Below are 14,808 nucleotides of genomic sequence, written 5' to 3' on the forward strand. Positions count from 1 at the left end.
CTTAGCTAACATAAAACATGACCGAAAGAGAAAGAAGTGGAAATAAGAAATTCGCAGGAGGATTTCCTATGGAAAAGCTTGAATTAGATTTAACAGGCGTTTCAGCTTATTCCGACCCTTCCCATGCGAGAGATAGGGAGCTTTGGCGCGGGTTTTTGAGCTATGCCCTACCAGTCATAATGGCTAATGAAGTTGAGAACTTAGAGCAACAATTGGCAGATGCTGTAGTCTATTCTTTTGAAGAACTTACCACAAGTGTAGGAGAATCTGCTTCAAAAGAGGAGATCATTAGAAATATTTCAACTTTACTAGCGAAAGAAATTGGTGTTCCCCCTGAATTTGCTTTAGCCTCGTTTTATGAAGGAGAAGTGCCTACAAAACTTTATAAAGTGAAATATAGAACAATGAAAAAAAGTGCAAAAGTTCATCAGGAAGATAAAATGATTGGTACTTGGTTAGCTGACTTGGCTAAAGTTCAAGAAGATAAAAAATTTATTAAAATGGTAGAAAATTGGAAGAAATGGTTGCAGGAAAGCAATCCGTTACCGAACGTAGGGTAACAAAAAAGCAGTAGTTTAAAGGAGTTAAACTACTGCTTCGTTTTTAGTAACGCGTAGGGCGGCCTTGGCGGTCACCACGTGGGCCTCCATTGAAGCCTCCACGGTGATTGCGAGGTTCTGGTGGACGTGCTGGATTAACAACCATAGGGCGATTATTTAATTCACTTCCATTAAACATTTCAATTGCTTTGTCAGCATCTTCTTTTGTTTGCATTTCTACGAAACAAAACCCTTTAAAACGTCCTGTTTCACGATCCATAACTGCTCTTACAGATTCAACTTTCCCAGCTTTTTCAAAAAGGCTAGCAATATCATTCTCTGTAGCAGAAAAAGGCAAATTGCCTACATATAACTTGGTACCCACAGGATCTCCTGATGAATTCTACGTGCCGACCAAACACAAAAGCCCCATGCCACGCGTTGTATCGTACATTATAAAACTTGAGACTTCGGTGGCTCTGAATATTTTCATGACGCACGCACTATTCTCATGGGATAGTGTTTCATGGAACGTGTTTACTTGCAAGAGAAAAATGTTCCTGTAAAAAAATTGGTGAGTCATGGGGGTTAAAAAATTTGAAAAGTTGTTTCTAAACCATAGGCCCACTTAAATCTGTAGTCATTTTGAACCATTACAAATCTTCCAAATGGTTCAATGACAATAAAACCACTCATGATAGGAAATCCAATCCCTAGTTGAAGGTGTGAATAAAAGATATTTTCAGAGCCAGAAACACTATCGTTTACTGATACAATAGGATAATTGGTAACTAAAGTGGTATTTCTATAGGTATAGCCAAAGGCATAAGTAAGGCTAGGGAGAATGACCCAATCAAAAACAAGGCCAGTTTCAAGCATATATCTTAAGTCTGTTTCTTTTATTTGAAAAGCCTGTGGCATGTCAGGCTGAAGCCAAGAATAATTTATTCTAAACCCAGGGCGAAACCAGAAGTGGTGAAAAATTGGGAGATATCCGTATACTACGGCTTCAGGTGCAAATTGAGAAAAAGTTGATTCTCCATAATCTTGTCTAATATAAAATACTCCAGCACCTCCTGCGGCAAGATGAAAACTTGTACCATCAACAGCTAATATTTGAGACTCCGAACAAAAAAAAGTCATCAGAATGAATAAAAACTTTGTGTTTTGTATTATGGACATGTAAAACCTGTTCTATAATTACTTGGGAAACCATAAGTTCCAAAATTATTTTTTAATTGTGAACAAATTTGTGTTTGTGAACTTCCTGTTCCTATTTGGGTTAAAAGAGATTGAAAAAACGAACCTAAAACCTGACCATTATAAGTAGTATTATTACTGTCTCCGTTACTCGGACTACAATAATCTGAAAAATTTGCTGTTGGTAAATTTAACATATTACTTTTTGTTGTTTTTAATGCATTTACAATTAAATTCATCATGATACTTCTACCAGATAGTGTAGTTTGATCTTGTCCTAAATTTGCTTGTGCTTTAAAAATTGCATTTGCAAATAAGGTACCAATACAATAAAAGCTTTGTTGGCATACTGAATTACTTGAATCTGCTACACCATTCGAAATTTGATCATAATTAAAAGTAATAGTAGAGAAGTTTCTTTGTCCACTTGTTCCATTAATATCAATACTATTTTTTAAAATATTTGTACTTCCTGTCATTGTATAGCTTAACAAGTCAGCAAATCCTTCATTTAATCCTCTGATAACATACTCTTGATTGATACGATCACAATCAGGTGAACTTCCATTATCAAATGCCAGTTCCCAAATGGAGTGTCCGGATTCGTGTGCAATAACTTGCAAATTACTTGATAAAGGTATGTTTTCTAAGCTCGATCTTTGGTATAATAAAAATTGATGGGCTCCTGGCATATAGGCTGCATTTAATTTACCGGAAGCTTCTATTGTCGAACCATCTCCAGAAAGTACAATGGATGGTTCAAAGAAAACTTTAATTGTACCGTACTTAGAGTTGATAAAACTTGGGCTATAACCAGTCATTGTTTGAATATTATTCATTACTGTATCAAACTGATAATATGCTGATAACATAGCCGCTGTAGAGTAATCTTTTGGTGATGCAGCGCCATTTACTACTTTGTATCTTAAATTAACATTTTTTGTTTGCTCAAAACTCTTGGCAAAAACAATTGAGCCAGTAACATACTTTGCTGTTAACTTTCCACCTTGAAACATTTGATAATAAGTGCCAGATAAATTATTTAAATTTTGTAAGCTTGGATAAGTTCCAATATCATATTTATAAGTTGGAGCTTCCGATCTTTGTTGTGAACTTATTAATGGAATAAGTTGCAAAACATAAGCTGAATAAGGAGGTCCAGAAATAGAGTCTTGGTTTTGACAACTCATAAAAAAATAAGCAGAAACAAGAACAGATATTATGAAATGTTTATTTAATATCATATTTTTCTCCAGCATATTTCTTAAAACAAAACTTGCCAACCAATCCATGGTCCATAAATAAGATCACTTAAATTAAAAAAACCAAAATTAAGATTTGATTCTTTACCTGTTTTTACATTCATTAAGAACCTTGCAAAATATGGGATAGAATTACTTCCTGCAGTATAATCGAGAGATGTTTGTTGCCCAGGATCATCATAACCAATACGGAAAAAGGGAGCATAGAGAAATTGGCCTTCAATACCCACATAATCATTAAAAAAAAGTTGATAACCAACTCCAAATGCGACAGTGCTTACTGAGAGCTTGAAGTATTTTAAATCTTGTGGTTCACCGGATTGTAAATTTAAATTAAGGGCTGTTAAATGAAATGTAATAATATTATATGAATTAATAAAATAGGAAGTATTATTTGTAAAATTGTAATAGCTTACAGTGGTTTTTAAATTATTTCCTTGGGGAGAGAGATAGACATAACCAGCATAACCTGTAATCACTGAACTAATATCTTTATTACTAAAAAAACGATATCTTGCTTTTAAGTATAAAAAAGGCTGAAAAGTAAATAAAGTCAATACACTTAAAGCTGAATTTGCACCAATTGTAAGGTTCTCACTCACGCCATAATCTAATCCAGTTAAAGGCAGATCAAAAGATAATCGATTTTTCGGAACCATTCCTGTGTCAAAATAACCAGCAAACATACTTAAAGGGGTTGTTGTAGGAGCAGTTTGTTGAATTGAATCTTTCCCTCTTTGAGCATATGCAGAATATGATATAAGGAGAATAAAGAAACAAAGCCAATTTAGTTGTTTCAATTGTTAGCCCTTTATCTGGTTTAAAGATTATTTTACTGAATGAGGAGAATTTAAGAAATGAATTCAAATAGATTTTTTATCATGATTCTGACGTTATTTTGTTCAGTTATGACCACAGCTTGTCTCACTGTAGGGAATCAATTTCCAAGTACAGTGGTTTGGATAAAAGCCAATGAAACAACACGCACTGAAATTGAAAAAGCATATGGCCCACCATTTCGGGTGGGATACGATTCTGGTATGAAAACATATTCTTATGGATATTACAAATATTCAGCTTTTTCGGAAAGTCAAACAAAAGATTTAACAATTCGATTTAATTCTAATGATACTGTTTATAATTATACTTTTAGCAGTTCTTTTCCTGAAGATAAAAAATAGTATTATTTATTTTCTTTGCTAATTCCAGAAAATATAATTATTTTCATCTATTAATTTAAGCCGCAACATTTTGTTTCATATTGGATATTGAGAAAAAACAGGAACAAAATATTTCTAATTTTGTTGTGAAATATTATTTTTACTCAAAGTTAGGAATTTATACGTGAAATTTTCAAAATTATCTTTAACATCTGGGTTAGCTACTTTATCTTTATTGTCATCTTATGCCTATGCATGTTCATCTTGTGGTTCTAGTGCAACTACTCCTTTAGTTTTAAATCCTAATGAAAATTTAAAGGCTTATCTGGGCATTTCACAAAATTTTGGATACATGAACTATAAAAATAGTGATTCACAAGGAGCAATACGAACTACAAATCCAAAATTAATTACAAGAAGAACTTTAACTCTCGCAGTTGGTTATAGATTAACTGATGATGCTTTTGTAACATTAACAGGGACGCTAAATCAGAGTGAAGGACCAATAAATATAAACGATTTAACTCAAGGTAATAAAGTTAAATATGTTTTAGGAGATCCTATTTTATCTGGTCGTTATAATCTGGTAAATATGGGTATAGACAATGTTTACCGGCCACAAGTGCAATTAGTAGCAAGTTATAAACCAAAATTAGCAAAAAATATGGTTGATTTAGATGGTGATGCAATAGATACTGTCGGAAATGGTTTTCATCAAGTTATGGGTGGTATTGATTTTTGGTGGGGAATGAGTTGGTTACAATTTGGAGCAAGCCAATTGCTTACTTATTCATTTGATAGAACTCCAGATAATGTGAATGCAAAAGGAGAAACACAATATAAAAGAACAAGAGATCTACAATATACAACAGTCTTAACATTAGGGCATGTATTAAAAGAATATAAATTAGCATTCCAAACAGGTGTTATCCTTGATTATATTGGTGAAGAAACTACTTATAGGAGAAATGATGCTGCGGGTTATTCAACAAAAAATGTTAACCCTACTCAGCAATCTAACTCTGTTTTCTTTTTAGTGAAGTATAATGTTACAGAACAAGACACACTTAGATTTTCTTATACAATTGGTGGTGCGTATGATGGTAATTTAGGACCTTTTACTAATTCAAATCAAACAACTTCAAACTCTGCATTAGTTGCATATGAAAAAACTTTCTTTTAAGAGTGAATAATGCGAAATATTCTAATTTTACTTTCATGTTTTATTTTACAACCTGTTTTTGCTGAATGTATGGAATTTAATGAAGAAAAATTTGAACATTATCTTAAAAGTAAAAGTAAAATAGAATTAATTTTTTTCTCATCTTGGTGCTCAGATTGTAAAGAAGATTTATTAAAAATTAGAAAAAATCAGAAAAATCTAAAAGATAAAGTGGTTATTATTAATACTTTTGATCGATTAGAAAAAGCTAATACAGCTTTAAAGGCATTAGAAATAGAATTAGATTGTTATTTTGATAGAGATAGAGTTCTTACAAAAAAATATAACATCAAAGCTGTACCTGCGCATGTTTATGTTAATCAATGAAATATTAAATCCTTTTCTTAATTTTATTATCTTCTGTTAGAAAACCTTCTAATCTTGCTAGTTGTAGTAAAGTTGAGGAAAGTAATTTATTTATATTAATGGCTGAATATTTCAGCCATTCATGAGTTGTTTTATCATTTGGGTATTTAAGAATACAATCATCTGTATATGACTCAAATTTATTAATTGATTCAATAATTTCTATTAATTTTGTTGGGCATTGACATTCTAGCATGTCAGCATTTTCTTTTAGCTTATTAATAGTGTCTAAAGTTAATTTACCGTTTTGATCTAATAAAGTATTTTCTTCAAAACTCATAAAATATCCTTTTTATCTTTACTAAAATTTGTAGGTAATAGCCAATAAAGAGTTTGCTGATTTTTTTTGCCGGTTACATGTACTTTTCCTAGTCCGAGAAAATTAAAATAATTTTCGCAGGCTGTGAATGTACTCTCAGATGATATAACATCTACCAAAAAATTCCTTGTTAAATGCTCTATTTTTGATGCGGTATTAACAACATCACCATAAATTGATGAAACTAATTTGTTTCCTACTGTAATATTACCAAATACGACTTCTCCTGTATTAATACCAATGCCAACAGAAATAATTGGTTTTTTTAGGAAATAGTAATTAGCATTAATGATAGAAATTTCTTCTAAAATTTTTAAAGCACATAAGCATGCAAATTTAGCATGTTCATTATTTGGTTCTGTAATTCCAAAATGCGCTAAAATACCATCGCCCATAATTTTATCAACTGTTCCTTTATTTTTAATAATGACTTTACTTAGACTAGATAAAACATAATTGGCAAAGGAAAATGCTTCTTCAGGTGGTTTTTCATCAAATAGAGTAGTAAATTTACGAATATCACAAAATAAAACAGTTGCATTGTATTTTTGCGGTTTACTTATCTTCATAGCAAAACCTATTCCGATATATTGAATATATTCCACTATAGTATAAATATTATATTTGTTAAAAAACAGTCCCATCACTATCAATTTTTATTGGCGGAGAACCATCTTTCCTAAGTTGGGCTGCAATTTTTCGCCCTGCCCACCATGTACCACCTTCAAGAACTCTAGCTAATGGAAATTCAGTTGACTTTTTTCCTAAATTTTCTGTTACTTTTTTAGCTATTTCATCTAATAAAACTATTGTTAATGCTCGCCATTCAACAATGATAGGTGAACCAGGGTGATGTAACTTATCTAAATCATCTTTGTTTTTTAAAGAAATCAATCCTGAGTCAAGCATTAACCCACCGTTTCTGTATTCTGCAAGACCCGTTAAATTATCGATTTGTCCTATTGTAAAACCAGCTTCCATCAAAGGCTCAAACAATGAATAAGAAAGCCATTGCGATAATTTATGAAAAGGAACTAACGATTCTATTCCATCACCTAATAAAGGGTAGCTCCAAACATCTCCTAAATTTATTTTATTAATAGAAATGCGTCCTGGCCAAATTGACCCTAATCCTCTTTGAATAGTGCGAAGAATTTGAGTTGCGGTCATATGTCCAGTAGGAAATTTTTCTTGCAAATAATCTAAAATATTTCCTATTCTTGGTTTATCAGCACCAAACATTTCTGGATCTTTGAGTAATGTTTCTCCTAAATTTTGCAATAATTTTAATCGACCATCTAAGCCAATTAAAAAATTTTTTTCAGAAACTTGCAACCCGTTTGCTAATTCTTCTAGTGTAAGCTGTCTTAATTTTTCTGCATGAACTTGATAAGGTTTATCTTGATCTAGTGAAAAAAAGCCCGAAAGAAATAAACGAAGACTTGCTACTGCTAATCCTTCAGAACGAGAGTATTCTTTCCCTGTAGATTTTTCAAAATATTTCCATCTACTTCCTGCACCTGCATCAAGTAAAACGCTGATGATAACTAAATCTATTTTTGACTTTGTTATTTGATAAGTTGTTAAATCTTTTAATACTAATTTTAGCTCAGATAAACGGTCGAAATGGCCAACATTAAAATGATTCCAGCGCGAATGAAATGGAATATTTAAATTTGGGTAGTTATCTAAAGTAACTGAAGAAACAAAAGTTGATACTTCATCCAATTTATCAGAATTTACTTGGAAAAAAGTTTTATTTGCTAAAGATAAATTAAATATTTCTAAAGCTTTTTTTCTTATAGTAAGTGGAGAAAATATATATTCTATGTCATGAATATCACCACTTAGATCTTTGAGCATATCATTCATCTAATTTGCGTCCTTTTACTTTTTTAAGTTCTGTGACACTTTTTGTTTTTCCTTCAGTATAATAACCAGCAGCTTTTTTAGCTTCCATCTCTACTTGTGCATCAGGTGGTATTAACTCATCAGGTATGGAAACTCTTCTTCCAATTTCAATTCCACTATTTACAATTGCATTGTATTTCATATCACTCATTGAAACTAAATTATCTATTCTTCGAATGCCTAACCAATGTAAAACATCAGGCATGAGTTGTTGAAAACGCATATCTTGGACACCAGCAATACATTCCGTGCGATGAAAATATGTTGCTGCACTATCTCCACCTTCTTGGCGTTTTCTTGCATTATAAACTAAAAATTTTGTTACTTCTCCAAGAGCCCTTCCTTCTTTCCGAAAATAGACAATGACTCCCGCTCCTCCTTCTTGTGCGGTACGAATTGATTCTTCTATTCCATGTGTAAGATAGGGTCTGCAAGTACAAATGTCTGATCCAAAGACATCGGATCCATTGCATTCATCGTGAATTCTTACAGTGAGTTTCTTTGATAAATCACTTACATGATTTACTTCACCAAAAATATAAATACTTGTACTGCCTATTGGTGGTAAAAGTACTTTTAAATCTCGTCTAGTAATGAGTTCTGGGAACATTCCACCTGTTTGATCGAATAAAACACGTCTGAGATCTCCCTCTGAAACTTGAAAGCGTTTTGCAATTCCAGGAAGATACCAAACAGGGTCAATTGCTGCTTTGGTAACAAGCACATCTTTATTTTTTGAAATAATTTTATCATCTATGTGAAGTCTACCAGCATCAATTGCTGAAGATATTTCTGGCATATTAATATGTGCTTTAGTAATAGCAATTGTTGGACGAATATCATATCCTTTGGTGAAAAAGCTTTGAAAAACTTCTCCAACTTTAGCTCCCCAAGGATCTAAGCTCACAATTTTTTCAGGATCTCCCCAAGAAGGAAAAGGTCCAATATCTACAACTGGTGATGTATTCGTTAAATCTGGTCGGTGTTCGACAGTTAGAGCACCTGAGGCATTTGCTAATGCTCTGTATACTGAATAACTTCCACTATGTGTACCAATTGCGTTTCTGTGTTCGCGTTTTGTTAACGAAGCTACTACAGGTCCTCTTAGTAAAGGGTCGGCTTCCCCCCAATTTAAAGGAGCAGCCTGTTTAAAAATACTTGCTGGATGTGAAGTTAACAAAACATGTCCGAAGTTAACCATAGTATTCTCCAATTTGATTTAGGACATCCAATTTTGATTTTTTAATTGAAACCATTTTGTTGTTACTTTTTTCCGGTTGCTCCAGAATTCTAAGCCTCCATCACTAGTTATATCTCCATGCCCAAATTTTGAGTGGTTTATTCCCCCAAATGAAAAAGGTTCTCTAGGTACTGGAATTCCTACATTGACTCCAATCATTCCTGCTTTGGCATTTAAGGTGACAAATTCTGCTATGTCACCTCTAGAAGTAAACACTGAGGCAGCATTTCCATAGGGATTTGCATTTTCAATGTGCATAGCTTCTTCAATACTTTTGCAGCGGATGATAGATAATACAGGGGCAAATAGTTCTTCTTTAGCAAGGATACTATTTGGCAAAACATGATCTACAATTGTTGGATTTAACCAATTACCTTGTGATATTTCTTTTTCAACTTTTGGATTTCGTCCATCAACTAATATCTGTTCTTTACTTAAGCATGCTTCAGAAATTGCTTTTTCTACTTTTTGTAAAGATTGTTTCGTTATTAATGCACCAATATCTTTTCCAGGAGCGAAATTTTTTGCTTTAGAAACAATTTCATCAATAATATTTTGTGTATTGCCAATAGCAAGTAAAACACTTGCCGCCATACATCTTTGACCACAGCAACCTGTAAAAGAAGAAAGAATTCCATCGACAGCGAGCTCACTAATAGCATCTGGCATTAAAAAAATATGATTCTTAGCTCCTCCTAATGTGAGGGCTCTTTTACCAGTTGAAGTTGCTTTTGTATAAACATGTTTCGCTACAGGTGTAGATCCGACAAAGGCTATAGCTTTAATGTCTTCGTGCTCACATAAAATATCAACAGTTTCTTTATCTCCTTGGATAATATTTAAAACACCATCCGGTAATCCTGATTCTTTAAATCCTAGTGCCAAATAATAAGATGTCATAGCTGTTTTTTCTGAGGGTTTCCAAATAAAACTATTTCCAGCCATAATCGCAATTGGAAACATCCACATTGGAACCATTGCTGGGAAATTACTAGGTGTGATGCCTGCAACCACACCCAAGGGCTCACGTCTATACTCACAATGAACACCTTTAGAAACCGTCATTCTAGCAAGTTGATCTAGGTTTTGAATTGAAATGGCATAGTCGAGAATTTCAATTCCTTTTAGTAACCCGTCTTTTGCTTCATTCTGTAACTTTCCACACTCATTACTGATTATTTTTGCTAAATCAATTAGATTTTCAAGTAACCATTTACGATAATTAAGAAATATTGCTGCACGTTCCCGGTAACTGTATTTTTCCCATTCTTGTTGACTTTTACTTGCACTAAGTACAGCTGAATTTACACTTGTTTTTTTGCTACGATAGGTATTTGCTAAAATCTGTCCTGTAAAAGGGCTTATTATTTGGCCTAATTTTTCCTCTGGGAATTCCCATTTACCTGAAATAAAATTAAGACATTCTTGAATATTCTCATTGTTATTGGGCGAGAACATAAAATCCTTATCCTTTTTCTTGGCTTTACTGAACAAAAAGAGTATGCATACTATCCCTAGACTATTGGTGAGAATTTATTGTATGTCAATTTTCCGGTGCGGTAAATTCAACCCACTAATAAAAAGGCGAATTTAGACAATTGATGTTTTAATTTGCATCCAATAAAGTCATACCAACGTTTATTTGAATTGGTATCCGTGTTGTGTAGGAGAACAGAAAACGATGCCGCCTAAAATGCCTTCTCAACCACAGGAATTGACCCGTGAAGAAGTCGGTCAATTAAAAGCACTCCTTACGAAATTGCGAGATGAACTCTACGCAAAAGAACAGGCACGTAAGAATGAAGGAGCTTATGAAATCAGTCGGGATGATATTTCAGATGAAACTGACCTTGCTTCTGTGGAAACCGATCAAGAAGTAAATATGAAACTTGCTGAAGCTGATAGAAATAAAATTGCTCTTATTGAAAAAGCTCTACGCAAGATAGATGCAAATGATGGAACTTATGGCCTTTGTGAAGGAACTGGTGATCCTATTGGTTTCAAACGTTTGCAGATTCAACCATGGGCTCTTTATTCTTTACGTCATCAAGAAGATCTTGAAAGGGGTAAACGGGCAACATAATTTATTATTTTTCTTAAAAGCCTTACTAGTTTTTTAGTAAGGCTTTTTTTTTATTCCTACTATTATGAATAAATAGCTGTTGTAATAGTAAATAATTAATTTCTTTTCTGCTTTATTTCTTTAAAAAATATTTTTCTAACTTTGATTGAATTTATATAAAAATGTATAAAATTAACTTAACTAAAAAATTATAATTCTAAATGAATTTCTATTTAGTAGATATTTTATTTTTAAAACTAGCCAAAAAATAATTTATTATGTAATTAATTTTTAAGAAATAAATTTAAATTAAATTGACAATAAATAATATTGGGAATATATAAAAGTAAACAAATAAAGAAGGTGTAATATGCAATTCATAAATTTTGAAATTTCTAAAGAAATATTTCATGAAGAATTCGATAAAATATTTACAAATCAGCCTTACACTAAAATGTTTCATGTAGGTGACGCATTTGATAAAAAGTATTATACTAGACATATGATAGAATGTGTGAATAGAATTAATTTAAATAATGAATTAGATTCTTTCGCAATTCAAAAATGTATTAATAAAGATAATATTCTTGCAAAAGAGTTTACTTATTATTTATACGATGAAATGTGCCACGATGATTTGTTTTTACATGACTTAAAAGAATTAGGATCAAATAAAGAAGATGTTTTATCTACGCCATTATTTTTTTCGACAGAGTTACTCATGGGCTATTTAAATTTCAAAGTAATGCAGAATGGAGCATTACCTGCGGTTGTTTGGGACTGGGTACTTGAATATTATGGGAAAATGTATAATGGTTTGATTACAAATAAAGCGTTGTTACATTTAGGAAAAGATAGAACTAAAGGTGCTAAAAGTCATTTAAATACTGATGAAGTCGAAGATCATCCTGCACTTATGTTTCGAATAGTTTCAAGAGCCATTAAGAGTGAAAATGATGCAAAATTATGTGAAGAAGTAATTAGAAATTCTATTTTCTTAATTGGAAAATATTTTGAAGAACTTGCCCAATCAGTAGGTTTAAAAGCATAGCGGGGTGTCCATATGAAAAATATTTTACTTGTTGAGCCTCAATCATCAGGAATTCTTTTTATTCAAGAGGCTCTAAATTGCGGATTTCATATTTGGGTTGCAACTGCTGATAAGGGTGAGAGAGTTCTAGATGAACAGATCAATAATAAGTTAAATGGAAAATTAATTTGTGAAACTGGCTCAGAAAATGCTATTCTAGAAAAAGTAAATGAGTTTACTAAAGAAACAAACAAGAAATTTGATCTCATTATACCCGGATTTGAATATTATGTTGCAATTTGTGCAAAAGTTTCAAAAATTTTAGGTTTACTTAGTATTACTCCTGAAAATGCTGAATGTTGTCGATTAAAAAATTTAATGCGATTACGTTTGCAAGAAAAAAATGTTGAAGTTCCAAAATTTCATATTATTCCAGCCACCCAAAATTTAGATACAATAGCTCTAAATTCTGAATTTCCTATCATTGTTAAAGCCGTGAATATGTCTGGCAGTATGCATGTCTATAAAGTTTCTAGTAAAGAAGAATTAAAAGAAAAAGTCTTAAATATCAGGAACACTAATGATAGTGATTTAGAAGTCTTTGTTGCAAAAGATGTTCTTCTTGAAGAATACATTGCAGGAGATGAATTTAGTGTTGAAGGAATTATAGATTATTATTCCAAAAGAATTGATTTTTGGTCAGTGACTAAAAAAATTCTAGGTGGAAAAAATGGTTTTACTGAAGTTGGTCACATTGTAGAAATGTTCCACGTAAATGATCGTGAAAAACAAATTTTTGAATATTGCACAGAAATTATTCATGCTCTTAATATTCCGTCTGGTCCTTTTCATGCAGAAATGCGCTGGTGCTCTAAAAGAAATAGGCCAATTTTAATGGAAATAGCAGCTAGATTAGCTGGTGATACTATTCCATTGTTAATTTCTGAAGCAAGAAATAAGTCTTTTGTAAAACAAGCATTACTCTCATTACTAGGGAAAGAAATTTCCCAACCACTTGAGTGGCAAGGAACATCTGCAGTTGCATTTTTACTAAATGCAAAAAATTTAGATTATTCTGAATTAAAAAGAAAATTTTCAAAAATTGACTGGCAGTGTTTAAAGCAAATGAAATGGAGTATTCCAGAAAAATATGTTGAATTTAATGACTTTCGAGACAGAATATGTACGGCACATTTTTTCTCAAGCAATCAGCAATTATTAAAGAATGAACTAAATATTTTTTATAATTTAGGGCAAAATATATAAAATTAGCTTATAAGAGAATTTTATGAAGAAAAAAATTTTAATTTTGAATAGATGGGATGATGAGTTTTCAGATTATCGTCAAGTTCTTTCAAAAAATGATTTTGAAATTCACATGATATGTAAAAAGGGATGTGAGAGAGTTATTGAGTTAAATCAGTGTGAAAGCTATGTTATAGTAGATAATTTATCATATGAAGAATGTTATTCAAAATTAGAAGAAAAATATTCAACTAAATTTCAATTTGATTTGTTAATTTCATTATCTGAATTTGATATGATAGAGTCAGCAAAATTAAGAGAAAAATTAAATATACCAGGACCTAAATTAGCAGAAGTTATTTGTTGGCGTGACAAAAATATTATGAAAAAAGTGGTTGCAGAGAATTCTTTAAAAGTTCCTGATTGGAAATTAGTTTCATCAAAACAAAATATCATTGATTTTTTTCTTAGGCATGAAAATGGAATAGTTTTAAAGCCATTAAGCGAAGCTGCAAGTAATGGTGTATTTATCTGTAAATCTTTCAAGGATATTGATGAAATTTTTTCAAAAATAGAAAATAATATAGATAACTATGAGATGGAAGAATTTTTAGCAAATAAAATAGGTCACATTGACGGAATAATGAGAAATGGCGAAATTATTTTTGGGATAGTAAGTGAATATATTGGAGATTGTCTTTCTTTTAGAGAGGGTAATTCTTTAGGATCTGTAACAATTGATAATCTAGAAGAAAAAAGTAAATATTTAAACTTTGCTCAGAGTTGTTTGAATGCTTTGAAAGTAGAAAATAGCGTTTTCCATTTGGAATTTTTCTTTGCTCAAAACCCCATATTTTTAGAAGTTGGAGTTCGAATGGGTGGAGGTGAAATTCCATTTGTTGTAAAAGAAGTATTTGGAGTTAATTTATTTACAGAATGGTTAAAATTATTAACAGGACAAGATCTCTTTTTACATGCATATCAAACTAATAAGCAAGAAAATAAAATAGCTGGATTTTTAATGTTGCCTGAAGTTATAGGAAAAAAATTAATTAAAATAAATTTTGAAAGCTATTTAATTTCGGAGTTATATTTTAAATATTATGCAAAATTAGGTCAAGTTTTTGATGGAAACGGCGGTTATGAAAAAATATTAGCAAGATTTAGATACAAAGGACAAACTTCACAGCAAATTAAAATGGCAATTCAATTAACTCAAAAACATTTTCAAGCTCAATTTGAGTTGGTTTAA

General features: G+C 31.7%; 17 protein-coding genes. 8 read left to right on the forward strand and 9 right to left on the reverse strand.

What is annotated here, in order from left to right; genetic code table 11:
• Positions 1-17: 17 nt before the first annotated feature.
• Positions 18-560, forward strand: coding sequence for a hypothetical protein (locus GOY08_RS14540; protein ID WP_158999653.1), 543 nt, complete (start codon positions 18-20; stop codon positions 558-560).
• 43 nt (positions 561-603) lie between these two features.
• Here the strand turns inward: GOY08_RS14540 and GOY08_RS14545 are convergent, their stop codons facing one another.
• The 4 genes from GOY08_RS14545 to GOY08_RS14560 form a co-directional block, all read right to left on the reverse strand.
• Complete coding sequence (locus GOY08_RS14545) at positions 604-924, reverse strand: RNA recognition motif domain-containing protein (protein ID WP_158999654.1); 321 nt, start codon at positions 922-924, stop codon at positions 604-606.
• A 203-nt stretch (positions 925-1,127) separates the two neighbouring features.
• The gene (locus GOY08_RS14550; RefSeq protein ID WP_158999655.1) at positions 1,128-1,721 is read right to left on the reverse strand and encodes a hypothetical protein; all 594 of its coding nucleotides are present in this window, start codon (positions 1,719-1,721) and stop codon (positions 1,128-1,130) included.
• Positions 1,712-2,983 carry a hypothetical protein gene (locus tag GOY08_RS14555; RefSeq protein ID WP_158999656.1) on the reverse strand — a complete coding sequence of 424 codons (1,272 nt, stop codon included), beginning with the start codon at positions 2,981-2,983 and terminating at the stop codon, positions 1,712-1,714. Before GOY08_RS14555 ends, GOY08_RS14550 begins: the two co-directional genes overlap by 10 nt.
• Positions 2,984-3,003: 20 nt before the next feature.
• The gene (locus tag GOY08_RS14560; protein ID WP_158999657.1) at positions 3,004-3,801 is read right to left on the reverse strand and encodes a hypothetical protein; all 798 of its coding nucleotides are present in this window, start codon (positions 3,799-3,801) and stop codon (positions 3,004-3,006) included.
• A 57-nt stretch (positions 3,802-3,858) separates the two neighbouring features.
• Here GOY08_RS14560 and GOY08_RS14565 point away from each other — a divergent pair, with 57 nt between their 5' ends.
• The 3 genes from GOY08_RS14565 to GOY08_RS14575 all read left to right on the forward strand — a co-directional run bounded on the left by GOY08_RS14565 (position 3,859) and on the right by GOY08_RS14575 (position 5,710).
• A complete protein-coding gene (locus GOY08_RS14565) occupies positions 3,859-4,182 on the forward strand; it encodes a hypothetical protein (protein WP_158999658.1) in 324 nt (107 codons plus the stop codon).
• Between the two features lie 163 nt (positions 4,183-4,345).
• Positions 4,346-5,344 carry a hypothetical protein gene (locus GOY08_RS14570; RefSeq protein ID WP_158999659.1) on the forward strand — a complete coding sequence of 333 codons (999 nt, stop codon included), beginning with the start codon at positions 4,346-4,348 and terminating at the stop codon, positions 5,342-5,344.
• A 9-nt stretch (positions 5,345-5,353) separates the two neighbouring features.
• Complete coding sequence (locus GOY08_RS14575; protein WP_158999660.1) at positions 5,354-5,710, forward strand: TlpA family protein disulfide reductase; 357 nt, start codon at positions 5,354-5,356, stop codon at positions 5,708-5,710.
• A gap of 4 nt (positions 5,711-5,714) precedes the next feature.
• Here GOY08_RS14575 and GOY08_RS14580 read toward each other — a convergent pair whose 3' ends face one another.
• From GOY08_RS14580 to GOY08_RS14600, 5 genes are read right to left on the reverse strand one after another with little or no spacing between them, the layout of a single operon-like run.
• Positions 5,715-6,029, reverse strand: a complete 315-nt coding sequence (locus GOY08_RS14580; RefSeq protein WP_158999661.1) for a hypothetical protein — start codon at positions 6,027-6,029, stop codon at positions 5,715-5,717.
• On the reverse strand, positions 6,026-6,637 hold the full coding sequence (locus GOY08_RS14585) for an adenylate/guanylate cyclase domain-containing protein (RefSeq protein WP_158999662.1): 612 nt from the start codon (positions 6,635-6,637) through the stop codon (positions 6,026-6,028). The genes GOY08_RS14580 and GOY08_RS14585 overlap by 4 nt, the downstream gene beginning before the upstream one ends.
• 58 nt (positions 6,638-6,695) lie before the next feature.
• Positions 6,696-7,940 (reverse strand): URC4/urg3 family protein, encoded by a 1,245-nt coding sequence (locus GOY08_RS14590; protein ID WP_202914073.1) that lies wholly within the window; start codon positions 7,938-7,940, stop codon positions 6,696-6,698.
• Complete coding sequence (locus GOY08_RS14595) at positions 7,933-9,180, reverse strand: GTP cyclohydrolase II (protein ID WP_202914074.1); 1,248 nt, start codon at positions 9,178-9,180, stop codon at positions 7,933-7,935. Before GOY08_RS14595 ends, GOY08_RS14590 begins: the two co-directional genes overlap by 8 nt.
• Positions 9,181-9,198: 18 nt before the next feature.
• Entirely contained in the window at positions 9,199-10,677 is a 1,479-nt protein-coding gene (locus GOY08_RS14600; protein ID WP_158999663.1) for an aldehyde dehydrogenase family protein, read from the reverse strand.
• Between the two features lie 301 nt (positions 10,678-10,978).
• Between GOY08_RS14600 and GOY08_RS14605 the strand changes: the two genes are divergently transcribed.
• The 4 genes from GOY08_RS14605 to GOY08_RS14620 all read left to right on the forward strand — a co-directional run bounded on the left by GOY08_RS14605 (position 10,979) and on the right by GOY08_RS14620 (position 14,808).
• A complete protein-coding gene (locus GOY08_RS14605; protein ID WP_158999664.1) occupies positions 10,979-11,302 on the forward strand; it encodes a TraR/DksA family transcriptional regulator in 324 nt (107 codons plus the stop codon).
• 349 nt (positions 11,303-11,651) lie between these two features.
• Positions 11,652-12,332, forward strand: a complete 681-nt coding sequence (locus tag GOY08_RS14610; RefSeq protein WP_158999665.1) for a hypothetical protein — start codon at positions 11,652-11,654, stop codon at positions 12,330-12,332.
• A gap of 12 nt (positions 12,333-12,344) precedes the next feature.
• Positions 12,345-13,577, forward strand: coding sequence for an ATP-grasp domain-containing protein (locus GOY08_RS14615; RefSeq protein WP_158999666.1), 1,233 nt, complete (start codon positions 12,345-12,347; stop codon positions 13,575-13,577).
• A 22-nt stretch (positions 13,578-13,599) separates the two neighbouring features.
• Complete coding sequence (locus tag GOY08_RS14620; protein WP_158999667.1) at positions 13,600-14,808, forward strand: ATP-grasp domain-containing protein; 1,209 nt, start codon at positions 13,600-13,602, stop codon at positions 14,806-14,808.

The organism is Pigmentibacter ruber (assembly GCF_009792895.1).
GTDB lineage: Bacteria > Bdellovibrionota_B > Oligoflexia > Silvanigrellales > Silvanigrellaceae > Silvanigrella > Silvanigrella rubra.

Bases quoted from the DNA above. Each gene is read 5' to 3' on its own strand.
- GOY08_RS14595 (WP_202914074.1), bottom strand. From the start codon at position 9,180: ATGGTTAACTTCGGACATGTTTTGTTAACTTCACATCCAGCAAGTATT.
- GOY08_RS14580 (WP_158999661.1), bottom strand. From the start codon at position 6,029: ATGAGTTTTGAAGAAAATACTTTATTAGATCAAAACGGTAAATTAACT.
- GOY08_RS14565 (WP_158999658.1), top strand. From the start codon at position 3,859: ATGAATTCAAATAGATTTTTTATCATGATTCTGACGTTATTTTGTTCA.
- GOY08_RS14620 (WP_158999667.1), top strand. From the start codon at position 13,600: ATGAAGAAAAAAATTTTAATTTTGAATAGATGGGATGATGAGTTTTCA.
- GOY08_RS14610 (WP_158999665.1), top strand. From the start codon at position 11,652: ATGCAATTCATAAATTTTGAAATTTCTAAAGAAATATTTCATGAAGAA.
- GOY08_RS14590 (WP_202914073.1), bottom strand. From the start codon at position 7,940: ATGAATGATATGCTCAAAGATCTAAGTGGTGATATTCATGACATAGAA.
- GOY08_RS14600 (WP_158999663.1), bottom strand. From the start codon at position 10,677: ATGTTCTCGCCCAATAACAATGAGAATATTCAAGAATGTCTTAATTTT.
- GOY08_RS14585 (WP_158999662.1), bottom strand. From the start codon at position 6,637: ATGAAGATAAGTAAACCGCAAAAATACAATGCAACTGTTTTATTTTGT.
- GOY08_RS14540 (WP_158999653.1), top strand. From the start codon at position 18: ATGACCGAAAGAGAAAGAAGTGGAAATAAGAAATTCGCAGGAGGATTT.
- GOY08_RS14550 (WP_158999655.1), bottom strand. From the start codon at position 1,721: ATGTCCATAATACAAAACACAAAGTTTTTATTCATTCTGATGACTTTT.
- GOY08_RS14555 (WP_158999656.1), bottom strand. From the start codon at position 2,983: ATGATATTAAATAAACATTTCATAATATCTGTTCTTGTTTCTGCTTAT.
- GOY08_RS14575 (WP_158999660.1), top strand. From the start codon at position 5,354: ATGCGAAATATTCTAATTTTACTTTCATGTTTTATTTTACAACCTGTT.
- GOY08_RS14615 (WP_158999666.1), top strand. From the start codon at position 12,345: ATGAAAAATATTTTACTTGTTGAGCCTCAATCATCAGGAATTCTTTTT.